A 22,259-nucleotide genomic window follows, 5' to 3' on the forward strand; every position below is an offset into this window, starting at 1 on the left:
AGACATTGGCTATCAAGAAGTACAAGCCAACATCTAACGGACGTCGTAACATGACGTCTTCTGATTTCTCTGAAATCACGAAGACGACGCCCGAAAAGAGTTTGTTGGCAAAGAAGTCAAAGACCGGTGCGCGTAACGCACAAGGTCACATGACCGTTCGCCACAAGGCTGGCGGACACAAGCAAGCCTACCGTATTATCGATTTCAAGCGTGTCAAGGACGGTAAGTTCGCGACGGTTACTGCTATCGAATACGATCCAAACCGTACGGCTAACATCGCCTTGGTTGTCTACGAAGACGGAATCAAGAGCTATATCTTGGCGCCTAAGGGACTCAAGGTTGGTGACAAGATCCAATCTGGTTCTGATGCCGATATCAAGATCGGTAATGCCTTGCCATTGAAGAACATCCCTGAAGGTACTTTGGTTCACAACATTGAATTGAAGCCTGGTAAGGGTGGTCAATTGGCCCGTTCAGCCGGTGCATCAGCACAGGTTTTGGGACATGACGGCAAGTACGTCATCGTACGTTTGACTTCAGGTGAAGTACGTTTGGTTATCGAAACTGCACGTGCAACCATCGGTGAAGTTGGTAACGCAGAACACTCATTGATCAACTGGGGTAAGGCTGGCCGTAACCGTTGGCGCGGTAAGCGTCCACACGTTCGTGGATCAGTTATGAACCCTAACGATCACCCACACGGTGGTGGTGAAGGTAAGGCACCTGTTGGCATGCCTAGTCCACTTTCCCCATGGGGTAAGAAGACTGCTGGTAAGAAGACTCGCGACAACAAGAAGAACTCAACGAAGTTCATTATTCGTGGTCGTAAGAAGAGTAAGTAAGGGAAAGGAGATAACTAATGGCTCGTAGTTTGAAAAAGGGACCATTTGCGGACCCGCACTTGCTTAAGAAGATCGAGGCCCAAGCGGACCAAGAAAAGAAGTCTGTGATCAAGACATGGTCACGTCGTTCAACGATTTTCCCAAGTTTCATCGGCTTCACGATCGCAGTATACGACGGTCGGAAGCACGTTCCTGTTTATGTCCAAGATGACATGGTTGGTCACAAGTTGGGTGAATTCGTCCCAACGCGTACTTTCCGCGGACACAAAGTAGACGATAAGAAGACTAAGTAAGGAGGAAATGCAAAATGGCTGAACAAGTAACATCAGCTCGGGCGACTGCCAAGATCGTTCGCGTTGCCCCTCGTAAGGCACGCTTAGTTCTTGATACGATTCGTCGGAAGAATGTCAACGAAGCCTTTGCAATTCTCAAGTTCTTGCCAAATACTTCTACGGAAGATATTTACAAGGTATTGAATTCAGCAGTTGCAAACGCCGAAAACAACTTTTCACTTGACCGTGAAGATTTGATCGTTAAGGAAGCATTCGCAAACGAAGGACCTACGCTTAAGCGTTTCCGTCCTCGTGCAAAGGGATCAGCTTCCGCTATTAACAAGCGCACAAGCCACATCACGATTGTGGTTGCTGAGAAGGAGGAAAAGTAATGGGTCAAAAGATTAACCCAACTGGCTTCCGTGTCGGTGTCATCCGTGACTGGGATGCGAAGTGGTTTGCTGATAAGGCAGACTTTTCTAACCAACTTCTTGAAGACTTGCGAATTCGCAAGTACATCGAAGAAAACTTAACGGATGCGTCAGTTGACCGCGTCGAAATCGAACGCTCAACGAAGTCTCGTATCGATTTGACTTTGCACACTGCCAAGCCAGGAATGGTCATTGGTAAGGGTGGTTCCGAAGTTGAAAAGTTGCGGACGCAATTAGCTAAGTTGACGGATGTTGATTCAAAGGGCCGCTTCAAGCGTGTCTTCATCAACATTGTTGAAATCAAAAAGCCAGACTTGTCAGCTCACTTGGTGGGTATGCAAGTTGCTGGTGATTTGGAACGTCGTGTTGCCTTCCGTCGTGCAATGCGTGGTGCGATCCAACGTGCCCGCCGTGCCGGTGCAAAGGGAATCAAGATTGTTGTTTCAGGTCGTTTGAACGGGGCTGACATGTCACGTATCGAACAGTACACTGAAGGAACTGTTCCACTCCACACACTCCGTGCCGATATTGATTACTCATGGGACGAAGCAGTTACTGCTTACGGAAACTTGGGTATCAAGACTTGGATCTACCGCGGTGATGTATTGCCAAAGAAGAAGAACAAGTAAGGAGGGAAGCAAACATGTTAGTACCAAAGCGTGTTAAGTTCCGTCGACCACACCGTGGCCACATGCGTGGCGAAGCTAAGGGTGGTAAGACGGTTGCCTTCGGTGATTACGGCTTGCAAGCAATTGACTCAAGCTGGATCTCGAACCGGCAAATTGAAGCTGCCCGTATTGCAATGACCCGTTACATGAAGCGTGGTGGTAAGGTTTGGATCAAGATTTTCCCACACCTGTCATACACTTCTAAGGGTGTTGGTGTTCGAATGGGTAACGGTAAGGGTACACCCGAAGGATGGGTTGCACCTGTTAAGCGTGGTAAGGTAATGTTTGAAGTTGGTGGCGTGGCGAAGCCTGTTGCCTTGGAAGCATTGCGTCTTGCCTCACACAAGTTGCCTGTACGTACAAAGATTATTGCTCGGGAGGCTGAATAATGGCTAAAGCAAATGAATTAAACGCTTTGTCACTTGCGGATTTGCAAAAGCGCGAAGCCGAATTCAAGGAAGAATTGTTCAACCTTCGTTTCCAATTGGCTACTGGTCAATTAGAAAACACGGCCCGTATTTCAAAAGTTCGTAAGGACATCGCACGTGTGAAGACTGTCATTCGTGCACAACAGTTGGCAGAAGCCAACAAATAAGACGAAAGGAAGAAGCTGAATAATGAGTGAAGAACGTAACGCTCGTAAGGTCTATCGTGGCCGCGTCGTTTCCGACAAGATGGAAAAGACGATTACTGTTGCTGTTGACACTTACGTCAACCACCCAGTTTATGGTAAGCGAGTTCGCTATACGAAGAAGTTCAAGGCCCATGATGAAAAGAATGTTGCCAAGCAAGGCGACATCGTCCAAATCATGGAAACTCGTCCTTTGTCTGCAACGAAGCACTTCCGTTTGGTTAAGGTCGTTGAAGAGGCCGTTATCCTTTAATTTAGGTTAACCATTCGTCTGTAATAATTGCTAACAAGGAGGATGAACCATGATTCAACAAGAGAGTCGTTTGAAAGTGGCTGATAACTCTGGCGCACGTGAAATCTTGACGATTAAAGTGCTCGGTGGTTCTGGCCGTAAGGTTGCTGGCATCGGTGACATGATTGTTGCTACTGTTAAGCAAGCTATCCCTGGTGGTAACGTTAAGAAGGGTGATGTTGTGAAGGCTGTTATCGTACGTACGGTTTCAGATGTACGTCGTACGGACGGTTCATACATCAACTTTGATGAAAACGCTGCTGTTATCGTTAAGGATGACAAGTCACCAGTTGGAACGCGTATTTTTGGCCCTGTTGCACGTGAATTGCGTGACGCTAACTATACGCGAATCGTTTCATTGGCACCAGAAGTGCTCTAATACTGACAAGGAGGAGCCAATCATGTTTGTAAAAACAGGTGATAAGGTTCGCGTCATTGCCGGTAAGGACAAGGGAAAAGAAGGAACGATCACAAAGATCATCTCTTCTAAGAACCGCGTCGTTGTCGAAGGCGTAAACCTCGTTAAGAAGCATCAAAAGCCTTCTAACGAATATCCACAGGGTGGTGTTATCGATACCGAAGCACCGATCCACGCATCAAACGTGCAAGTTCTTGACCCTAAGACAAACGAACCAACTAAGGTTGGATGCAAGTTCGAAGACGGCAAGAAGGTACGTTATGCCAAGAAGTCAGGCGAAAAGCTTGGCTAATTAAGCTAACCATTTGAAAGGTAGAAATCATTATCATGGCAAATGAATTAAAAGAAAAATATGTTAATGAAGTTCAACCTGCTTTAATCAAGAAGTTTAACTTCACGTCAATCATGCAAGCACCTAAGATCGAAAAGATCGTTTTGAACATGGGTGTTGGTGATGCCGTGTCAAACTCAAAGAACCTCGATGAAGCGGTTGAAGAATTGAAGCAAATCGCTGGTCAACAACCAGTGATTACGCGTGCTAAGAAGTCAATCGCCGGTTTCCGTTTGCGTGAAGGTATGGCAATCGGAACCAAGGTTACTTTGCGCGGAGAACGGATGTACGAATTCTTGGACAAGTTGATTAACATCTCCTTGCCACGTGTTCGTGACTTCCACGGTGTTTCTGGTAAGGCCTTTGATGGCCGCGGAAACTACACGCTTGGTATCCGTGAACAGTTGATTTTCCCTGAAATCGACTTTGACAAAGTGAACAAGGTTCGCGGTTTGGACATCGTTATCGTAACGACTGCCCAAAACGATGAAGAAGGTCACGAATTGTTGGCACAACTTGGCATGCCATTTGCTAAGTAAGACAACAATTAAGTTCGGTCACTCGAAAGGGTGACCCGTTCTTAAGTCTGATCGACTGTGGTCGGTTGGACTTAAGAGCGTATCAAATTCTTGATTACGTTCAAAATAAAAAAGGAGGATATCGATAGATGTCTATGACTGATCCAATTGCTGATTTTTTGACTCGGATTCGTAACGCCAACTTGGCCCGTCACGCTTCCGTATCAATCCCAGCATCAAAAATGAAGAAGAGCATGGCTGAGATCTTGAAGCAAGAAGGTTTCATCCGCGACTTTGAATTCGTTGAAGACAACAAGCAAGGTGTTATCAACGTATTCTTGAAGTACGGGGAAGATCAACAGCGTGTCATCACTGGAATTAAGCGTGTGTCAAAGCCAGGTTTGCGTCAATACGCAAAGGCCGAAGACATGCCTAAGGTCTTGAACGGCCTGGGTATCGCCATCGTTTCAACATCAATGGGTGTTGTAACGGATAAGGTCGCACGTGCTAACCAAGTTGGTGGCGAAGTGCTGGCTTACGTTTGGTAATATATCTAAGAAAGGAGACTTACCATGAGCCGTATTGGAAATCAAGTAGTTACGATCCCTGCTGGCGTTGAAGTTAAGCAGGACGGTCAACACGTCACGGTTAAGGGACCTAAGGGTGAGTTGTCATACAACATCAACCCTGAAATCACGATGCACATGGACGGAACGGAAGTTCGTTTCACTCGTGCAGCCGAAGACAAGAAGCACCGTGCCTTGCACGGTACAACCACTGCGAACTTCATCAACTTGATCGAAGGTGTTACCAATGGTTTCACTAAGACGTTGAAGATGGTCGGTGTTGGTTACCGTGCCGCTATGAAGGGTTCAACTTTGAACCTCTCAGTTGGTTACTCACACCCCGTTGACTTTGAACAACGTGAAGGTTTGACTGTTGAAGTACCAGATGCTTTGACGATCAAGGTTTCAGGAATTTCAAAGCAATTAGTTGGTGATTTCGCCGCTGAAGTCCGCGCTGTTCGTCCCCCAGAACCATATAAGGGTAAGGGAATTCGTTACGAAGACGAAGTTGTTAAGCGCAAGGAAGGTAAGACTGGTAAGTAAGCGTAAGGCTTCACTTATTTGTCTGACCACATTGATTAATTATTTTGAAAAGGTGACGAAAGTCGCCTAGAAAAGGAAAGCACAGCTATGATTTCAAAACCAGATAAGAACAAGCTCCGTGCACGTCGCCACAAGCGCGTCCGCGGAAAGGTCTCTGGTACTGCTGCTCGCCCACGTTTGAACGTTTTCCGTTCTAATGTCAACATCTACGCTCAATTAATTGATGACGTAGCGGGTGTAACGCTAGCAAGTGCCTCATCACAATCTGCCGATGTTACCGGTACGAAGGTCGAACAAGCCGTTAAGGTTGGCGAAATGATTGCCAAGAACGCCAAGGCTGCTAAGATCGAAGAAGTTGTCTTTGATCGTGGTGGTTACGTCTATCACGGACGTGTTAAGGCATTGGCCGACTCAGCCCGTGAAAACGGCTTGAAGTTCTAAGGAAAGGAGGAATAAACAAATGGTTGAATTCGTAAACCCTAAAGAATTAGGTGAATTAGAAGAAAACGTTGTCGCAATTAACCGCGTTACCAAGGTTGTTAAGGGTGGACGTCGTTTGCGTTTCGGTGCTTTGGTTGTCGTTGGTGACAAGCAAGGACACGTTGGTTTCGGAACTGGTAAGGCACAAGAAGTGCCAGAAGCCATCCGTAAGGCCGTTGAAGATGCAAAGCGCAACTTGATTACCGTCCCAATGGTTGGTACGACTATTCCTCACGATGTTCTTGGCGAACACGCAGGTGGTAAGATTTTGATCAAGCCAGCTGAAGAAGGTGCCGGAGTTGCCGCTGGTGGTTCTACTCGTTCCGTTATGGAATTGGCAGGAATCGCTGATGTGACGGCCAAGTCACTTGGTTCATCTACTCCAGTTAACGTTGTCCGCGCCACTTTTGACGGCTTGTCAAAGTTGATGGATGCGAACGCCGTTGCTAACAAACGTGGTGTTTCTTTGGAACACTTGGCTGAATAAGGAGCGATAAAATGGCTGATTTGAAGATCACTTTGATTAAATCTGCGGCTCATCGCTTGCCTAAGCAACGCGCGATCGTTAAGTCTCTTGGACTTAACCGTGTGTCTAGCTCAGTGGTGAAGCCAGATAACGCAGCGACTCGCGGTGCAATTTTCCACATTGCCCACTTGGTCTCTGTTGAAGAAGTAAAGTAAAAAAATATTAAAAAGGAGGGACCGAACCATGGATTTGAACGAATTACATCCCGCTGACGGTTCACGTAAGAACCGTAGCCGTGTTGGTCGTGGTACGTCTGCTGGAAACGGTAAGACTGCCGGACGTGGACAAAAGGGTCAAAAAGCTCGTAGCAAGACGCGTCTTGGCTTCGAAGGTGGACAGATGCCTTTGTACCGTCGTATTCCAAAGCGTGGCTTTACGAACATTTCACGCAAGGAATTCGCTGTTGTTAACTTGGACAAGTTGAACAACTTCGATAACGGTACGGAAGTGACGCCTGCTTTGTTGATTGAATCTGGTCTCGTTAAGAACCAAAAAGATGGTGTTAAGATCTTGGGCAACGGTCAACTTGATAAGAAGTTGACGGTTAAGGCCAACAAGTTCTCAGCATCTGCCGTAAAGGCAATCGAACAAGCTGGTGGTAACACCGAGGTGATTTAATGTTTCGCACGTTATTTAATGCCATCCGACAACAAGATATTCGCAAAAAGATGCTCTGGACTGTCTTTCTGATCTTCGTTTACCGAATCGGAACACACATTACGGTACCAGGGGTCAACCCTGCTGCTTTGCAGTCAGTGGCGAGCTCTGGCCTTTTGAACATCTTAAATATCTTCTCGGGTGGGGGATTGTTGAACTTCTCCCTCTTTGCGATGGGAGTGTCACCCTATGTGACGGCACAAATTGTTGTGCAGTTGCTGCAATTAGATATCGTGCCACGTTTTGTCGAATGGAGTAAACAAGGTGAAGTCGGTCGACGGAAGCTGAATCAAGCAACCCGTTATTTGACCATTGTCTTTGCCTTTTTGCAATCAGTCGGAATTACGGCTGGTTTCAACTCTTTAGCCGCCTATGGCTTGGTCCAGCAAACCAACAACGTGACCTCCTTCTTATTGATTGGGTCGGTCATGACAATGGGTACTTTCTTTGCCATGTGGCTTGGTGAAATGATTACCGAAAAGGGTCTTGGAAACGGTGTTTCGATGATCATCTTCTCAGGTATCATTTCACAAACTCCTAGTTCATTTAAGGAAATCTTTAAGGAAAACGTCTTGCAGGCGTCAAAGTCGCAGGTCGTTAACGGTTGGATTTTCGTGACAGTATTGGCTTTGGCCATTATTTTGATTATTGGGATTACGACCTGGTTCTACGAAGCCTCTCGTAAGCTTCAAATTCAATACACACGTTCCGCTGCATCTTATGGTGCAGAGGCCTACCTACCTTTGAAGTTGAACGTTTCTGGTGTTATTCCGGTCATCTTTGCCTCGTCATTGATTTCCACACCGCAGACGATTCTCTTCGCTTTCCAAAGTAAGTATTCGAGTGAGCAGTGGTTTAAAGTCTTGAAGGAGATTTTCTCCATGCAGACGACAACCGGTGCCATCTTCTATACGGTGATGATCATTCTCTTTACTTACTTCTACGCCTTTGTTCAAGTGAACCCGGAAAAACTGTCCGAGAACTTGCAAAAACAAGGGGCCTACATTGTTTCGGTTCGACCTGGTATCGAAACGCAAAAGTTCATCACGAAGCTCTTGCTCCGGTTGTCTTTTGTCGGTGCCTTATACCTTGGCTTTGTTGCCTTGGTTCCGTTGATCGCTTCCGATGTGTGGGGATTGAACGAAAAGATTGGTTTGGGTGGAACATCCTTGCTGATCACCATTGGAGTTACTCTCGATTTGCTTCGCCAAATTGATGGTTTGCTGCAAAAGAAAAACTACGTTGGATTCATCCACTAGTTGTAAAGGAGTCTCGTCATGACAAAAAACTTAATTCTTTTGGGCCTGCCTGGTGCAGGAAAGGGAACGCAAGCAGAGAAGATTGTTGCCGATTATCCGATGGTTCACATCTCAACCGGTGACATCTTCCGTGCTAACCTCCGAGATAACACCCCTTTGGGTGAAAAAGCTCGGGCTTATATGGATGCGGGAAACTTGGTACCCGATGAAATCACGAACGCCATGGTCGCCGATCGGTTGACACAAGACGACGTGCTTCAAAACGGCTTTATGCTGGACGGCTATCCCCGAAATGAAGACCAAGCGAAGTTCTTGGACCAATTCCTTGCTGAACGTGATGAAGCGGTATCTGCAACTTTGTACTTCAAGGTGGCAGATGACGTTTTGGTTCAACGACTGTTGGGACGAGGCCGTGAGGATGACACAAAAGAAGTTATCGCTCACCGCTTGGAAGTCAACAAGAAAGCGAACTTACCACTGGTTGACTACTATGAAAAGCACAAGGTTCTCCACACCATTGATGGTGAAGGCGACTTGGATACCATCTATTCAGCCGTCAAAACGGTCTTGGATGGCTTGAACTAAGCCTTTCTTGTCAGCCCTTGATAATTCTGGTATAATTTGATAGGTTAAGCACTTATCGATTATGTTGAAAAAGCATGGTTACATAGGAGGTAATCTGCGTGGCCAACGATGTCATTGAAATTGAAGGCAAAGTCAAAGAGACGATGCCAAACGCAATGTTTCAAGTCGAACTTGAAAACGGGGCGGTAATCCTGGCGCATGTTTCTGGTAAGATTCGTAAGAATTATATCCGAATCTTGCCTGGGGACCGCGTCACAGTTGAGATGTCACCCTACGACTTGACAAAGGGTCGTATTACTTACCGTTTCCGTTAAGAAACGGTCAATAATCAGTTAACCGAATAGGAGGAATAGATTATGAAGGTACGTCCATCAGTAAAAAAGATGTGTGAAGCTTGCCGTGTAATCAAGCGTAACGGCCGGACAATGGTGATTTGCCCAGCCAACGCTAAGCACAAGCAACGCGCAGGTAAGTAAAACTTACCACAGAAAACAGCTTGAAAATGAACGTTAAGGTTCTTTCAAAATATTAAAAGGAGGTAAATTGTTATGGCTCGTATTGAAGGTATTGATTTGCCACGTGACAAGCGAATTGTCATTGGCTTAACATACATCTACGGAATCGGTTCAACCACTGCACAAAAGATCTTGGCCACTGCTGGCGTTTCAGAAGACGTCCGCGTGCGTGATTTGTCAGTTGATGACGAAGACAAGATCCGTGAAGCAATCGCTTCATTGAACTTGCAGTTGGAAGGTGACTTGCGTCGTAAGATCTCTCTTGATATCAAGGGATTGCAAGAAATCGCCTCATACCGTGGTATTCGTCACCGTAAGGGCTTGCCCGTTCGTGGACAACACACGAAGAACAACGCCCGTACTCGCAAAGGCCCAGCTACGGCAATTGCAGGTAAGAAGAAGTAATTTTTCTTACCATCTCTTTAATGGAAAAGCGGCTTAAGCCAAATTTTTAAAAGAGCCTCACTTTTGTGAGAAATGATTATCACAACCATAGTTGTGTAATGTTGATGAGTTTTGCTCATCCGAGAAATTATAAGAAAAAGAAGGAGGCATATTATGGCAGTTCGCACTACGCGTAAGCGTCGCGTCAAAAAGAACATTGAAACTGGTGTGGCTCACATCCACGCTACTTTCAACAACACGATCGTCATGATTACCGATGCACAAGGTAACGCCGTTGCCTGGTCATCAGCCGGTGCCCTTGGATTCAAGGGATCCCGTAAGTCAACGCCATTCGCTGCTCAAATGGCAGCGGAAGCAGCCGCAAAGACAGCATTGGACGTTAACATGCGCACCGTTGCTGTGACGGTTAAGGGCCCTGGTTCCGGTCGTGAATCAGCCATTCGTGCATTGGCCGCAGCTGGTCTTGAAGTAACGTCAATCAAGGATGTTACCCCAGTTCCCCATAACGGATCACGCCCACCAAAGCGTCGTCGTGTATAATTGATTTTCATTGCGCTTTGCTTTGAAAAGAGGGGGGTTAGAGTTAACAGATGATTGAATTTGAAAAGCCAGATATTCATAACATCGAAGAGGATGCCAACTACGGTAAGTTTATCGTGGAACCTCTTGAGCGTGGCTATGGGACGACGATGGGAAATTCCCTTCGCCGTGTCTTGCTGTCATCGCTTCCAGGCGTAGCAATCAACACGGTTCAAATTGATGGTGTTGTGCACGAATTCTCCACCGTTGATGGTGTGGTAGAAGACGTTACGCAGCTGATCTTGAACTTGAAGAAAGTTGTTTTTGCTACGGATTCAGCTGAAGAGCATGCTTTGGAAATTGATGTTGAAGGACCAAAGGATGTAACGGCGGCCGACTTGGTCGGATCTGCTGACATTGAAGTGTTAAACCCTGACTTGCATATTGCTACTTTGGCAGCAGGTAAGTCATTGCACATGACTGTAACGGCTGTTAAGGGTCGTGGGTATGCTTCAGCTGAAGAAAACAAGCAATTACGTGATGAAATGCCAATCGGTGTTTTAACGGTTGATTCAATTTATACACCAATCGAACGAGTAAACTACCACGTGGAACAAAAGCGTGTTGGTGCTCGTGATGACTTTGATAAGTTGACGATGGAAGTTTGGACCAACGGTTCAATCAAGCCCTCTGATGCTTTGAGTCTTGGTTCAAAGATTCTAACAGAACACCTGAACTTGTTCACGGATATTTCCCCAGTCGCACAAGAAACCAAGGTCATGGTTGAAGCCGAAGCACCTGTTAACGCAGCTGCTGATGCTGCTCCAATCGAAGACTTGGACTTGTCCGTTCGCTCATACAACTGCTTGAAGCGCGCCGGTATCAACACCATTGAAGAGTTGACCGACCGTTCAGAAGCCGACATGATGAAGGTTCGCAACTTGGGCCGTAAGTCATTAGACGAAATTCAAGAAAAGTTGACTGAGATGGGCATGGGCTTCCGTCAAGAAGATTAATTCATCAAAAGTTTAGAAAAAAGGAGGATTAACCGATGTCATACCGTAAGTTAGGCCGTACTTCATCACAACGTAAGGCAATGATGCGTGATTTGACTACTGACTTGTTGATCAACGGCCGGATTCAGACCACTGAAGCCCGCGCTAAGGAAATCCGCAAGACAGCTGATCAAATGATCACGCTTGGTAAGAAGGGTGACTTGGCTGCACGTCGTAAGGCTGCCGCCTACGTACGTAACGAAGTTGCTGACGTCAAGGAAGACGGCGACAACATCCGTATCCAAACGGCTTTGCAAAAGTTGTTCGAAGATGTTGCACCCCGTTTTGCTGACCGCAATGGTGGTTACACGCGCATCATGAAGACTGTTCAACGTCGTGGCGACGCTGCACAGATGGTTATCTTGGAGTTAGTCGACTAATTCCTCGTAACCTTTAACCTCCGACCTTTGGGTCGGGGGTTTTTCTTTTGCAAAAAATAACCGCTTGGCGATCGTTTACGACCGCTTAGCGGTTTTTTTCATTGCTATATGGATGGGCGACCTATACTAGTCATTGCAAAGGAGCAAGAATATGCTAATTCAAACAGAAAACCTGAGCCAGCGTTATGGCGACTACCTGGCTGTAAAAGGATTGAACCTCGAAATTAATAAAGGCTCGCTTGTCGCACTCCTCGGACCAAATGGGGCGGGGAAGTCGACGACCATGCGGATGTTAACTGGCTTAGCTAAGCCTAGTGCCGGAAAAGTCACTTATGCACCAAACACAAAAATTGGCTTGGTTTTCCAAGAGTCCGTTCTGGATGCTAACTTAACTGTTCAAGAAAACCTGGCCATTCGCGCCAAGCAGTACAAGCACATCGAAGCAGCGCGAATTCTATTGTTGATTCATGATCTGGGCTTGACTAGTTTTCAAGACCAAAAGTATGGGTCATTGTCCGGCGGTCAAAAGCGCCGCGTTGACATCGCCCGGGCCTTGCTTAATGAACCAGACGTGCTCTTCCTAGATGAACCAACGACTGGATTAGACATTCAGACCCGTAACGCCATCTGGGCACTTCTGCATGATTTGCAGGAGAATCGTGGCTTGACCATCGTCTTGACGACCCACTACCTGGATGAGGCGGACCATGCTGATGAAGTCTTTGTTATCGACCATGGTCAGTTAATTGCCTCCGGTTCGGCGATTTCAATCAAGGCAACCTATGCCAAGAACCAACTGCTCATTTGGCCAAAGGAAGAACAAGAAGAAGCGCTGAAAGATGCGCTTGCTCGTCAAAAAATCGAGAGCAGCAAGCTCTCGGATGGCGCTTTCCAGATGGCTGGTCTAGCAATTAAAGAGGTTCTTGCCCTCTTAGAGCAGACGACACCTCTGATTGAAAACTTCGAATACCGTCCGGGTACGATGGACGACGCCTTTGTCGCACTGACTGGAAAGGAGATGCGCTAATGTTCTCACTTGTAAAACGGAACTTAATGCTCTATCTAAGGAATCGTTCGGGGGTCTTCTTCTCGCTCTTTGGCGCTATGATTTCCTTTGTGCTCTACCTGGTCTTTTTGAAGCAGTCGATTAAGTCCGGCTGGGCCGGCTTACCCGATGCCTCCCAGTTGTTAGACAACTGGTTAATCGCTGGTACCTTAACGATTACGGGAATCACAACGTCGCTCACGGCCTTGTCGCAGATGGTCAAAGACGAAGAACAAAAGATCGACCTGGACTTGCGACTCACGGATATCGGTCCGGTTGCGGTGCGTTCGTCTTACTTGATTGCGGCGGCTACCATTGCCTTTCTCATGCAGGTTATTGTCTACTTGGTCATGGCGACCTACTTTGGCTTCACGGACTCGTTGGCGTTCTCATGGACAATTTTACCTGAACTGCTTTTGATTATGGTCTTATCAGCCCTGCTGGCGACGGCGGTGAACGCGATCATCGTTGGCATGATTCATTCGGTTGATTCGCTTTCCAAATTAGCGTCATTGATTGGCACTGCCTCCGGCTTCCTGGTCGGAACCTACGTGCCACTCGGTACCCTGCCGGACATGGCACAGTTCGTGATGAAGTTGACCCCAGGCACATACCTTGCGGCCCTTTATCGACAGACCTTGATGACGCCAAAATTAACGGACGTCTTTGCTAAGGCCCCCGCCCAATTGACTGATTTTGAAAAGATGATGGGTGTTAAAATAGAATGGACAGCACTGCTGAGCCATGGCGCAACTTATTGGCTGGTCATCGTTTTGTTAGTGATTACGGCTGGTATTTTGACCATCCAGAGTTTAAAAAAGAGGCGTTTTGCCTAAGTTAGGTTGCAAAAATCGTGAAGATTGACTTTGTTGAAAAAGAAATTCCAAATGGCGAAGTGGAAGTGACGGTTGCAGCTGCTGAAAGAAATCAGCAGGTTGCCAAAGTGATTGCCGCGCTGACCTCTTTGGAAGAAAGTCGCCCAGAGGTTCTTTCTTTAAAAACAGAGGAAGGCATTCAACTGGTTAAGATAAAAGACATTATCTACATTGACGTCTCAGAAACTAACCTGCTGATATACAGCCAAAACGAATTGCTGGTCACCAAGGGGCGCTTGGTTAAATTTATGGAACGGTTGAAGAATCCGGACTTTGTTCAGGTTTCCAAACACGCCGTCGTCAACATCAACCATTTGGCTCGCTTGGAAAACTCCTTTTCGGGTTCGATGCTGGCCAAGATGAGCCGGGGAAACCAGACCATGGTAAGTCGCCGTTATGTCAAGAAGTTGACTGACCGATTGGGACTATAGGAGCAAAAGCATGAAAAAAATTATCCAACACATTGTCTCTGGAATCGGTTTTGGATCAGCGACCTACTTGATTATTTTGTCGCTCCAAGACACGTCATCCGTGACCATCCCTTTGCAAGACATCTGGGCTATTTTGCTCATGTCAGCCTGCATCGGATTACTGTCCACAATTTTTGACAGCGACCGTCTATCCTTTTTTACTCTTTTCATCATTCACCTGCTTGGAACGGCAGTCATCGTTTGGCTGACTGGTAAGACAACCGGCTGCTTTCATACAGACATGAATAACCCCGTGATTTGGCTCTACTTCAGCATCGCCTATGCCATTATTTGGCTTGTCATTCTCATGAACATGAAGAAGACGGTGTCAGACATTAACAGGGCGCTGACCAACCGCCAGCAAAATAAAAAAGACTAAGGACTGCTTAGTCTTTTTTAATTCGCTTCGTCTACTGGCAAAAGCGGCCCAAAGGCGCTCAATATGGTAAAATAGCAGGTAATGACAGACGCAATCACAATCAAAAATCTAACCTATTCCTACCCGGATCAAGGCGAATTATTCAAAGGTTTCGACTTGACGGTCCAGAAAGGCGAGTGGCTTTCGATCGTTGGCCACAACGGCTCTGGAAAGTCGACTTTGGCCAAGCTGATTTTGGGCTTGCTGGACTTCGACAAGGGCCACATCTCGGTCTTTGGAAAGAAACTGTCCGAAGAGACCTTGGCCGCCATTCGTGCCGAAGTCGGCATGGTTTTCCAAAACCCGGACAATCAGTTCGTCGGGGCGACCGTCGCTGACGACGTGGCCTTTGGTCTGGAAAACCGGCAGGTGCCCTCCCTTGAAATGCCAGCCAAGATCGAAGCCGCTTTGCGTCAAGTTGAGATGCTCGACTATGCCGAACGCGAACCGCACACCTTGTCCGGCGGTCAGAAGCAGCGGGTGGCGATGGCTTCCGTGTTGGCGCTGCAACCTCGAGTGATTATCCTCGACGAAGCAACCGCGATGCTCGATCCGGAGGGCAAACAGGCGGTTTTGAAAACAATCAAGGAACTGAAGGCTGCTTACCAAGAGAAGCTGACCATGATCGTCATCACCCACGACATGGAGGAGGCCGCCTTGGCCGACCGCGTGGTGGTCTTGGATGACGGGCAGCTCGTTTATGACGAAGCCCCCGAAACGCTCTTTTTAAAGGGTCATGCCCTGCAGGAACTGGGCTTGACACAGCCTTTTGCTATGGCTCTGCAAAGCGCTCTTGGACTCCAAAACCCTTCGTATCAATCCAAGCAGGAGTTGGCCACATGGTTATCGACATTGAAGGCGTAGATTTCGCCTATGGTGCTGGCAAACAGTCGGTGCCGGTTTTAAAAGACATTAATTTAACGATCAAAGAAGGACAGATTACTGCCATCATTGGCCAAACTGGTTCGGGCAAATCCACTCTTGTTCAGCAGCTAAACGCCTTGCTGAAGCCAAGCAAGGGGCAGGTGGTCATCGGCGCTCACAAGATCTCGAAAAATACCAAGGAAAAATACTTGGCGCCCATTCGTTCAGCAGTCGGGATGGTTTTTCAGTTTCCTGAAAGCCAGCTTTTTGCCGCAACCGTTCTAGAAGACGTGATGTATGGCCCTAAAAACTTTGGCGCAAGTGAAGAAGAAGCTAAAAAAGCGGCGGTTCAAGCACTCAAGCAAGTCGGCTTTGATGACCGTCTTATCGATCAGTCGCCCTTTAACCTCTCCGGTGGGCAAATGCGCCGCGTCGCCCTGGCTGGAGTGCTTGCCATGAATCCAGACACGATGGTCTTCGATGAGCCAGCAGCCGGCTTGGACCCACAGGGTCAGGCCGAGCTGCTCGCCCTTTTGAAAGACCTCCGTGAGGCCGGCAAGACAATCGTTTTGATTTCACACCAAATGGAGCAGGTGCTGGCCCTCGCTGATCAAGTGATCGTGATGAAGGCGGGGCAAGTTGAAGCAAACGAGACAACGGCCGAGCTTTTCGCCCGGCCCAAGGACTGGTTTGCCGACCAACATTTAGACTTGCCAGAGACCATTGCTTTCCAGAAGGAATTGGCTAAAGCAGGCTTTACCTTCGACCATTTGGCTAAAACGATCGAAGATCTGGCGGACCAATTAAAAGGCCAGCTTGACCTAGCCAAACTTTCCAAAGAAGAGGTGAGCGCCCATGAATAATCTCGTGATCGGACAATTCGTCCCGGGATCTGGTCTGCTCTATCGTTTAGATCCAAGAACTAAAATTTTGATGACGGTGGTCTACGTCTTTTTGCTGGTTTTTGCCAATAACTGGGCAACTTATCTGTGGGCTGCCGGCTTTTTGCTTGTTGCTTTACTGTTGACCAAGCAGGGTCTGGGCCTCTACTGGCGGGGACTGAAGCCCATTTTATGGTTGATTCTCTTTACGGTTATCTTGCAGTTGCTCTTCTCGGGTGGCACACCGGTTCTTTTCCAGGCTGGTCCTGTCAAAGTCACTCAACCAGGGCTGCAAAACGCCCTCTTTGTCGTCGTCCGATTCGTGCTCATTGTTTTAATGTCCACGATTTTGACGATTACGACAGCGCCAACGGCCATTGCCTCGGCCATCGAATCCTTGCTAAAGCCACTGAAGGCCTTCCGGGTACCGGTGGCCGAACTGGCCTTGATGCTTTCCATTGCCTTGCGTTTTGTTCCATTGCTGATGGCCGAAACGGATAAGATTATGAAGGCACAAAAGTCCCGGGGGATGTCTTTTTCAAACGGTTCTTTGGTCAAACGCGCCAAAGCAGTGGTGCCGCTATTAGTCCCACTTTTTGTTGGGGCCCTACAGCGTGCCCTGGATTTGGCCAATGCCATGGAAGTTCGCGGTTTTGAAACCGCCGAGGGTCGAACGAGATATCGAGAGCTTTCCTATGAACGGGAGGACACCGTCGCCTTCTTTGCCACACTCATTTTTATTTTTGGCTTTATCTGGCTTTCAATTAGATGAGAAATAGTTACTGAAAGGAGCTCGGTATGCCACGCTACCGTGCAGTTATTGCTTACGATGGTTCGGATTTTCTGGGCTTTCAAATTCAATCCAAAAACGGTGTCGAACGGCACCGCACCGTTCAAGGGGAATTGATCAAGGCCGTTAATCAGATGGGGAAAAATCCGGTCGAACGGATCAAAGTTGTTGGGGCTTCAAGAACCGACACGGGAGTTCATGCCAACGGCCAAGTGGTCCACTTCGACCTACCCTTTGATATCCCGGGTGAGGGTGTCCGAAAAGGGCTGAACACCATTTTGCCACGAGACATCTTGGTAAAAGAGGTCAGGCAAGTGGATGAGGACTTTCACGCCCGCTTTTCCTCCCACCACAAACGCTATTATTATCGCGTATCGACCTGTGATTATGTGGACCCTTTCAAAAGACGCTATACCGGCCATTTCCATTGGAAGCTCGATCCGAAACAAATCGAAGAAGCCTTGCCAGATTTGATTGGGGAACAAGACTTTGCCACCTTTGCCGCCTCCGGTAACCAAACGGCGACGACCGTTCGGACGATCACGAAGGCGGAAGTCGAGGTGAAAGAAGAAGAGCAGGAGCTAGTCTTTACTTTTGAAGGAAACGCCTTTTTGTACAATCAGATTCGTATTATGGTGGGCGTTTTGCTTGAAATTGGAACCGGTCGGCGGGCTTCCGACTGCATTCCAGAGCTGATTGCGGCCCATGACCGAGAAAAAGCGCGTTACACCGCACCGGCTGCTGGTTTATATTTGGATCACATCGACTATAATGGAGATAGTGAACAATAAAGGGGGATAACGATGACCTTATTTGAAGAATATGCACAGGCGGCTAAAGGCCTACTTTATGTGGCAACGGCTAAAGACGATCAGCCGGGATTACGGATTATGGGCTTTGCGATGGATCCCAAAAAGATCAACCACTGGTATCTGGTCAGCCAACCGGATGCTGCTAAAATGACTGATTTGAAAGAAAACGACCGGGTGGCCATCATGACTGTGATGAATGAAAACGGGGCGCGGATTGAGTCTAACCAGGCTACGCTTCGACCAGCAAAGCAGACCTGGTCGGATGTGAAGGACTACTTTACCAATCCTATTTTTCACAAAAATCACCCGCACCCAGAAGAGGAAACGCTGCTGGAATTACGAATCGAATCCGCCCGCTTGGCTTCCTATGCTGGTGAAGAAGTCATCACCTTTGAAGATTAGAAAAAAGAACCGCCGCTTAAGCGACGGTTTTTTTGTTGAACAGATGAAATTGATCATTCTTTTTATACTTTTTCAATAAATGTGTATTATATTAAAAAACTTAAATAAAAATCTTGCTTTCTACCCAGACCAATGGTAAATTAAAGATAAGAACTGGCCAGTTCCCAACTGTTAAAACGAGAATGTGAGGGATTAAAGATGAACCACGATATGTTATTGTCGGCTTTCCAGGCCATCCACCTACCATCACTTGATGTGAGCGGTGCCATTTACAACCTCTGCCACGGAATTGGTGGTGGTATCCACACGGCCGTGACGGTTATTCACGACTCTGCACACGCCTGCGTGACCGGCTTTACGAGCGGCTTGTTGGGCAATTAATCAAAAAAAGCTCCTGCTGAAGGCAGGGGCTTTTTTGATGTTGTAAGCGCATGAGTTAAAGGACAATAATTTTAATTTTGTATAATAACAGCCAACCTATTCGAATATTTAAAGATTTTCTTCCTTATTACCACGAATCGTGGTATAAATAAATCAGGATCAGGCCGATTGAACTTTCTTTGCTGGCCTGAAGAACCTTGACAGGTTCTCCTTCGCTTTCCTGTCAAACTTCTCTTCCCATGTAAGTATGCCTAGTCATACCGGTGATGACCGGATTGGCTTCTTATACGTGTTTTTCAGGGGAGGATTGAAGAACGTTTCTTTTGGTTTCGGGACAGCTTTTTTCCAAATCTTTCTGATTCAGCTCGTCTTTGGTTCATTCATAAGTTCGTCAACTGACTTTGTAGTAGCGGGATGCTACACAATCGCCTGATCCTGATCGGCTGGCAGCCAATGCAACATCTTGGCTGCCGGTCTTTTCATTTCAAAAGAAAAGCCCCCGATCTTAGTCTTTCAACGTATCGGGGGTTATCGATTATCTATGGGCTTTAGTGCCTTTGTTTGAACCAGATGGTAGCCGCTAGCGCACTACTGAAGGCCAATAGGAGGGAAGCTGGAAGAAAAGAGGCCTTTTCTGACGCAGCTGTCTCGGGCATGGCGCCTTCGTTATGATTGGTTGATGCTTGTCTTTTTTTATTGGACTGACTTGGTTGATTCGACTGGTTATTCGGATTAGTGGCTGGATGGTTGTTGTTTGAATCGTTGCCACCGTTGTTGTTATTGCCGTTGCCACCGTTGCCGTTTTCACCGTTATTGCCGTTGTTATCATTTCCGCCGCCATTGCCATTGCCGCCATTGTTTCCGCCGCCATTGTTGTTGCCACCGTTACCACCATTGTTAGGTGTTGGTTTTGGCGTAGGAGCAGGCGTTGGGGTCGGTACGTCGCCATTATCGTAAGCAGCGGAACCAGAACCACCATAAAGAGACGAGATGGCCGTTACCGTTTTAGTTGTGTTCGTCCCATCGATTGGGTTGCTGGCCGACACATTGGCGTTGTTGTAGAACTTCTTTCCTTCTTTGACACCAGGCAAAATCTTCGTCTCATACTGAACGAGATAAGTGCTGCTTGTGTCACCAACCGGAATATTGATGTGTTCTTGATCGCCATTCATGGAAAGATGAACATCAGAATCGGGAAGTTGGCGGATCACATCGTAATTCGTGCTGCCAGACTGATAGTTGACTTCACTTGCGCGAACCTTGCCGAAGATGCGAACGTCTTTATCGTTGTTGTCATCGATCAGTAAGTTTTTAATGGCGATGTTTTCGTAGTTTACCCGGACAACCCAATGCAAAATGGTTGGATCCTTTTGATCATAAAAGGACCACTTGGCGATCAGTTCCTTTTGTGGAATGCCAGCTGCCTGCTTCAAGGAAACGTCGGTCTTTTTGTCCTTGTTTGGCAACTGCCAGTCAATGGTTGATTTCTCACCTGGTTTTGCAACGGCGGTGTTGAAGTGCAGCATGATGCCAAAGTCACCACGAAGCGGACTTGACTGGTTGGTTTCAGAGGCGTAGTCGTTAACCGTGACGGTGATTTTATTTAAGCCGGCATCAACGTGCATCTTGGCGATGACCTTGCCCGCCTTGTCCTTCATATCAAAGTCAAAGGAATTGGCCACGATAAATTGTGGGGGTAAAATAATGTCAAATTGGTTACCCGCTTGTAAAGACGAGTGGGCGGGAACGTTAAAGGCGTATTTGACCAATAGATCATCGTTATCCCCGTATTCCTGGCCATTTTGGCCGGCCGATGGATCGGTTAGATCGGATAGTGAAGCATCCGTTAGGTAAGGATTGTTGGTACTTTCCCCGTGTGGTTGCACTGCCTTGGCCGAAGCGCTTAAGCAGAGCAAGAGCGTGAAAAGACTCAAGACGATTGTTCGAATAATACTTCTGCTCTTCATCAAAAGAGTCCTCCTGTGCACTGATAACTAACTCTATGGTAACGCTCTTGCAACAAAATGTCATAATACTTTAGAATAAATGACAACTTTTGCTCCTCTTTTTTGGCATCTTTTTATTAATGAAGAAAAGTTGTCTGAAAAAATAAAGAAGAGGCGCAGACACCGTCGTCATTTTTCTTTTGAATCGGGAGAACGAGCCAATCACATCGTGAAAAAACTTCTGCCAAAAGTCAGCTAAACACATTGACAGCCTGTCCTAGATTTTATATACTGTAAGTCGGTATTGTTTACCTCACGATAAGCCCCGGAAACTTATTGTAACCGTCTGAGAAGGAACGCTTAGACATTGTAAACAACTAATTAAAGGAGCGCGCTATGCGTACAACATTTTTAGCAAAGCCAGGCGAAATTGAAAAGAAGTGGTACATCATTGATGCAAAGGACGTCGTTTTGGGACGTTTGTCAACGGTGGTTGCTGCGATTTTGCGTGGTAAGAACAAGCCTACTTTCACGCCAAACGTTGACATGGGTGACAACGTCATCATTATCAACGCTTCAGAAGTGAAGTTTACTGGTAAGAAGGCAACGGACAAGATTTACTACCACCACTCAAACCACCCAGGTGGCTTGAAGGAACGTACGGCTGGTAACTACCGCCAATACGATCCAGAAAAGTTGTTGGAATTGTCAATCAAGGGTATGTTGCCTAAGACGACTTTGGGTCGCAAGCAAGGTTTGAACCTCCACGTTTACGCTGGAGCCGATCACAACCACGCTGCACAAAAGCCTGAAGTGCTTGACATCAACAAGTTAGTTTAAGAAAGGAGACCATGAACATGACTGAAGCAGTACAATACATTGGAACTGGTCGTCGTAAGAACTCAGTTGCTCGTGTGCGTTTGGTACCGGGTACTGGTGCTATCACGATGAATGGTAAGTCAATCGAAGACTACATTCCTTTCCCTAACTTGCGTGAAGTTGTTTTGCAACCATTCCACGCAACGGATACGTTGGGTAACTACGACGTTAACGTTAACGTTAACGGTGGTGGTTTCTCAGGTCAAGCCGGTGCAACTCGTCACGGTATCGCCCGTGCCTTGTTGACGGTTGACCCTGACTTCCGTTCAGCATTGAAGCAAGCTGGTCTTTTGACTCGTGACGCTCGTATGAAGGAACGTAAGAAGCCAGGTCTTAAGAAGGCCCGTAAGGCATCACAATTCTCAAAGCGTTAATCTTTCGATTACCGTTTTACAAAAAGCCCGACCAATTGGTCAGGCTTTTTTTGTTAGCTGAAAGTTTGTCGGAGCTACCTTGTTCACCAGACAGGTTATCGCTGCTGCAAGCTGTCGATAAGTCGGTCGATAAGTGCACAAATTCCACATTGGTTGTCGATAAGTGGAATGGGGGATGTTGATAACTAGAAGAGAAAGCGTTTCTCGAATTGACTAATTGAATTTTTTC

37 protein-coding genes are annotated in these 22,259 nt (G+C 47.0%); 36 read left to right on the plus strand and 1 reads right to left on the minus strand.

Annotated elements, in window-relative coordinates:
* Positions 1 to 5 precede the first annotated feature (5 nt).
* The 34 genes from rplB (at position 6) to G6R27_RS05935 (ending at position 18,831) form a co-directional block, all read left to right on the plus strand.
* Complete coding sequence (gene rplB / locus G6R27_RS05770) at positions 6 to 842, plus strand: 50S ribosomal protein L2 (protein WP_213820131.1); 837 nt, start codon at positions 6 to 8, stop codon at positions 840 to 842.
* A gap of 17 nt (positions 843 to 859) precedes the next feature.
* The gene (rpsS, locus tag G6R27_RS05775) at positions 860 to 1,135 is read left to right on the plus strand and encodes a 30S ribosomal protein S19 (RefSeq protein ID WP_010691185.1); all 276 of its coding nucleotides are present in this window, start codon (positions 860 to 862) and stop codon (positions 1,133 to 1,135) included.
* Between the two features lie 14 nt (positions 1,136 to 1,149).
* A complete protein-coding gene (gene rplV / locus G6R27_RS05780) occupies positions 1,150 to 1,506 on the plus strand; it encodes a 50S ribosomal protein L22 (protein ID WP_010691186.1) in 357 nt (118 codons plus the stop codon).
* Positions 1,506 to 2,174: a 30S ribosomal protein S3 gene (rpsC, locus tag G6R27_RS05785; protein ID WP_213820132.1), complete on the plus strand. Its 669-nt coding sequence runs from the start codon at positions 1,506 to 1,508 to the stop codon at positions 2,172 to 2,174. Before rplV ends, rpsC begins: the two co-directional genes overlap by 1 nt.
* Before the next feature lie 14 nt (positions 2,175 to 2,188).
* The gene (rplP, locus tag G6R27_RS05790; protein ID WP_213820133.1) at positions 2,189 to 2,602 is read left to right on the plus strand and encodes a 50S ribosomal protein L16; all 414 of its coding nucleotides are present in this window, start codon (positions 2,189 to 2,191) and stop codon (positions 2,600 to 2,602) included.
* Positions 2,602 to 2,808, plus strand: a complete 207-nt coding sequence (gene rpmC / locus G6R27_RS05795; RefSeq protein WP_213820134.1) for a 50S ribosomal protein L29 — start codon at positions 2,602 to 2,604, stop codon at positions 2,806 to 2,808. Before rplP ends, rpmC begins: the two co-directional genes overlap by 1 nt.
* A 22-nt stretch (positions 2,809 to 2,830) precedes the next feature.
* Positions 2,831 to 3,097 (plus strand): 30S ribosomal protein S17, encoded by a 267-nt coding sequence (gene rpsQ / locus G6R27_RS05800; protein WP_213820135.1) that lies wholly within the window; start codon positions 2,831 to 2,833, stop codon positions 3,095 to 3,097.
* 49 nt (positions 3,098 to 3,146) lie between these two features.
* Complete coding sequence (gene rplN, locus G6R27_RS05805) at positions 3,147 to 3,515, plus strand: 50S ribosomal protein L14 (RefSeq protein WP_213809341.1); 369 nt, start codon at positions 3,147 to 3,149, stop codon at positions 3,513 to 3,515.
* A 22-nt stretch (positions 3,516 to 3,537) separates the two neighbouring features.
* Positions 3,538 to 3,846, plus strand: coding sequence for a 50S ribosomal protein L24 (gene rplX / locus G6R27_RS05810; protein WP_213820136.1), 309 nt, complete (start codon positions 3,538 to 3,540; stop codon positions 3,844 to 3,846).
* 35 nt (positions 3,847 to 3,881) lie between these two features.
* Positions 3,882 to 4,424, plus strand: a complete 543-nt coding sequence (gene rplE, locus G6R27_RS05815) for a 50S ribosomal protein L5 (RefSeq protein ID WP_213820137.1) — start codon at positions 3,882 to 3,884, stop codon at positions 4,422 to 4,424.
* Between the two features lie 128 nt (positions 4,425 to 4,552).
* Positions 4,553 to 4,951 (plus strand): 30S ribosomal protein S8, encoded by a 399-nt coding sequence (gene rpsH / locus G6R27_RS05820; protein ID WP_213820138.1) that lies wholly within the window; start codon positions 4,553 to 4,555, stop codon positions 4,949 to 4,951.
* A gap of 24 nt (positions 4,952 to 4,975) precedes the next feature.
* Positions 4,976 to 5,512: a 50S ribosomal protein L6 gene (gene rplF / locus G6R27_RS05825; RefSeq protein ID WP_213820139.1), complete on the plus strand. Its 537-nt coding sequence runs from the start codon at positions 4,976 to 4,978 to the stop codon at positions 5,510 to 5,512.
* 87 nt (positions 5,513 to 5,599) lie between these two features.
* A complete protein-coding gene (gene rplR, locus G6R27_RS05830) occupies positions 5,600 to 5,953 on the plus strand; it encodes a 50S ribosomal protein L18 (RefSeq protein ID WP_213820140.1) in 354 nt (117 codons plus the stop codon).
* 19 nt (positions 5,954 to 5,972) lie between these two features.
* The gene (rpsE, locus tag G6R27_RS05835; RefSeq protein ID WP_213820141.1) at positions 5,973 to 6,479 is read left to right on the plus strand and encodes a 30S ribosomal protein S5; all 507 of its coding nucleotides are present in this window, start codon (positions 5,973 to 5,975) and stop codon (positions 6,477 to 6,479) included.
* 11 nt (positions 6,480 to 6,490) lie between these two features.
* Positions 6,491 to 6,673, plus strand: coding sequence for a 50S ribosomal protein L30 (rpmD, locus tag G6R27_RS05840; RefSeq protein ID WP_091502498.1), 183 nt, complete (start codon positions 6,491 to 6,493; stop codon positions 6,671 to 6,673).
* A gap of 28 nt (positions 6,674 to 6,701) precedes the next feature.
* Positions 6,702 to 7,136 (plus strand): 50S ribosomal protein L15, encoded by a 435-nt coding sequence (gene rplO, locus G6R27_RS05845; RefSeq protein ID WP_213820142.1) that lies wholly within the window; start codon positions 6,702 to 6,704, stop codon positions 7,134 to 7,136.
* Positions 7,136 to 8,434, plus strand: a complete 1,299-nt coding sequence (gene secY, locus G6R27_RS05850) for a preprotein translocase subunit SecY (RefSeq protein WP_213820143.1) — start codon at positions 7,136 to 7,138, stop codon at positions 8,432 to 8,434. The genes rplO and secY overlap by 1 nt, the downstream gene beginning before the upstream one ends.
* Before the next feature lie 18 nt (positions 8,435 to 8,452).
* Positions 8,453 to 9,019, plus strand: coding sequence for an adenylate kinase (locus G6R27_RS05855; RefSeq protein WP_213820144.1), 567 nt, complete (start codon positions 8,453 to 8,455; stop codon positions 9,017 to 9,019).
* 98 nt (positions 9,020 to 9,117) lie between these two features.
* A complete protein-coding gene (gene infA / locus G6R27_RS05860) occupies positions 9,118 to 9,333 on the plus strand; it encodes a translation initiation factor IF-1 (protein ID WP_010691205.1) in 216 nt (71 codons plus the stop codon).
* Between the two features lie 42 nt (positions 9,334 to 9,375).
* Complete coding sequence (rpmJ, locus tag G6R27_RS05865) at positions 9,376 to 9,495, plus strand: 50S ribosomal protein L36 (protein ID WP_213809331.1); 120 nt, start codon at positions 9,376 to 9,378, stop codon at positions 9,493 to 9,495.
* A 72-nt stretch (positions 9,496 to 9,567) separates the two neighbouring features.
* Entirely contained in the window at positions 9,568 to 9,939 is a 372-nt protein-coding gene (gene rpsM, locus G6R27_RS05870; RefSeq protein ID WP_213820145.1) for a 30S ribosomal protein S13, read from the plus strand.
* 153 nt (positions 9,940 to 10,092) lie between these two features.
* On the plus strand, positions 10,093 to 10,479 hold the full coding sequence (gene rpsK / locus G6R27_RS05875) for a 30S ribosomal protein S11 (RefSeq protein WP_213820146.1): 387 nt from the start codon (positions 10,093 to 10,095) through the stop codon (positions 10,477 to 10,479).
* Positions 10,480 to 10,529: 50 nt separating this feature from the next.
* The gene (locus G6R27_RS05880; protein ID WP_213820147.1) at positions 10,530 to 11,474 is read left to right on the plus strand and encodes a DNA-directed RNA polymerase subunit alpha; all 945 of its coding nucleotides are present in this window, start codon (positions 10,530 to 10,532) and stop codon (positions 11,472 to 11,474) included.
* Between the two features lie 35 nt (positions 11,475 to 11,509).
* On the plus strand, positions 11,510 to 11,893 hold the full coding sequence (rplQ, locus tag G6R27_RS05885; protein WP_213793343.1) for a 50S ribosomal protein L17: 384 nt from the start codon (positions 11,510 to 11,512) through the stop codon (positions 11,891 to 11,893).
* A 151-nt stretch (positions 11,894 to 12,044) separates the two neighbouring features.
* A complete protein-coding gene (locus tag G6R27_RS05890; protein WP_213820148.1) occupies positions 12,045 to 12,920 on the plus strand; it encodes an ABC transporter ATP-binding protein in 876 nt (291 codons plus the stop codon).
* A complete protein-coding gene (locus tag G6R27_RS05895; RefSeq protein WP_213820149.1) occupies positions 12,920 to 13,774 on the plus strand; it encodes an ABC transporter permease in 855 nt (284 codons plus the stop codon). Before G6R27_RS05890 ends, G6R27_RS05895 begins: the two co-directional genes overlap by 1 nt.
* 17 nt (positions 13,775 to 13,791) lie before the next feature.
* Positions 13,792 to 14,244 carry a LytTR family DNA-binding domain-containing protein gene (locus G6R27_RS05900; protein ID WP_213820150.1) on the plus strand — a complete coding sequence of 151 codons (453 nt, stop codon included), beginning with the start codon at positions 13,792 to 13,794 and terminating at the stop codon, positions 14,242 to 14,244.
* Between the two features lie 10 nt (positions 14,245 to 14,254).
* Positions 14,255 to 14,662, plus strand: a complete 408-nt coding sequence (locus tag G6R27_RS05905) for a DUF3021 domain-containing protein (protein ID WP_213820151.1) — start codon at positions 14,255 to 14,257, stop codon at positions 14,660 to 14,662.
* A gap of 81 nt (positions 14,663 to 14,743) precedes the next feature.
* Positions 14,744 to 15,565, plus strand: coding sequence for an energy-coupling factor transporter ATPase (locus G6R27_RS05910; RefSeq protein ID WP_213820152.1), 822 nt, complete (start codon positions 14,744 to 14,746; stop codon positions 15,563 to 15,565).
* Positions 15,541 to 16,428, plus strand: coding sequence for an energy-coupling factor transporter ATPase (locus G6R27_RS05915; RefSeq protein ID WP_213820153.1), 888 nt, complete (start codon positions 15,541 to 15,543; stop codon positions 16,426 to 16,428). The genes G6R27_RS05910 and G6R27_RS05915 overlap by 25 nt, the downstream gene beginning before the upstream one ends.
* Positions 16,421 to 17,218: an energy-coupling factor transporter transmembrane component T family protein gene (locus G6R27_RS05920; RefSeq protein ID WP_213820154.1), complete on the plus strand. Its 798-nt coding sequence runs from the start codon at positions 16,421 to 16,423 to the stop codon at positions 17,216 to 17,218. The genes G6R27_RS05915 and G6R27_RS05920 overlap by 8 nt, the downstream gene beginning before the upstream one ends.
* Before the next feature lie 26 nt (positions 17,219 to 17,244).
* Positions 17,245 to 18,027 carry a tRNA pseudouridine(38-40) synthase TruA gene (gene truA, locus G6R27_RS05925; RefSeq protein WP_213820155.1) on the plus strand — a complete coding sequence of 261 codons (783 nt, stop codon included), beginning with the start codon at positions 17,245 to 17,247 and terminating at the stop codon, positions 18,025 to 18,027.
* A 12-nt stretch (positions 18,028 to 18,039) separates the two neighbouring features.
* Positions 18,040 to 18,450 (plus strand): pyridoxamine 5'-phosphate oxidase family protein, encoded by a 411-nt coding sequence (locus G6R27_RS05930; protein WP_213820156.1) that lies wholly within the window; start codon positions 18,040 to 18,042, stop codon positions 18,448 to 18,450.
* A gap of 198 nt (positions 18,451 to 18,648) precedes the next feature.
* Complete coding sequence (locus G6R27_RS05935) at positions 18,649 to 18,831, plus strand: hypothetical protein (protein ID WP_213820157.1); 183 nt, start codon at positions 18,649 to 18,651, stop codon at positions 18,829 to 18,831.
* A 548-nt stretch (positions 18,832 to 19,379) separates the two neighbouring features.
* Here the strand turns inward: G6R27_RS05935 and G6R27_RS05940 are convergent.
* On the minus strand, positions 19,380 to 20,798 hold the full coding sequence (locus G6R27_RS05940; protein ID WP_213820158.1) for an Ig-like domain-containing protein: 1,419 nt from the start codon (positions 20,796 to 20,798) through the stop codon (positions 19,380 to 19,382).
* Between the two features lie 375 nt (positions 20,799 to 21,173).
* Here G6R27_RS05940 and rplM point away from each other — a divergent pair, with 375 nt between their 5' ends.
* Both rplM and rpsI read left to right on the plus strand, forming a co-directional pair.
* Positions 21,174 to 21,617, plus strand: a complete 444-nt coding sequence (rplM, locus tag G6R27_RS05945) for a 50S ribosomal protein L13 (protein ID WP_213820159.1) — start codon at positions 21,174 to 21,176, stop codon at positions 21,615 to 21,617.
* A 17-nt stretch (positions 21,618 to 21,634) separates the two neighbouring features.
* Positions 21,635 to 22,030 (plus strand): 30S ribosomal protein S9, encoded by a 396-nt coding sequence (gene rpsI / locus G6R27_RS05950; protein ID WP_213820160.1) that lies wholly within the window; start codon positions 21,635 to 21,637, stop codon positions 22,028 to 22,030.
* Positions 22,031 to 22,259 lie beyond the last annotated feature (229 nt).

Origin of the sequence: Fructobacillus papyriferae, assembly GCF_018437225.1 — a bacterium.
In the GTDB taxonomy this organism is placed as follows: domain Bacteria; phylum Bacillota; class Bacilli; order Lactobacillales; family Lactobacillaceae; genus Fructobacillus; species Fructobacillus papyriferae.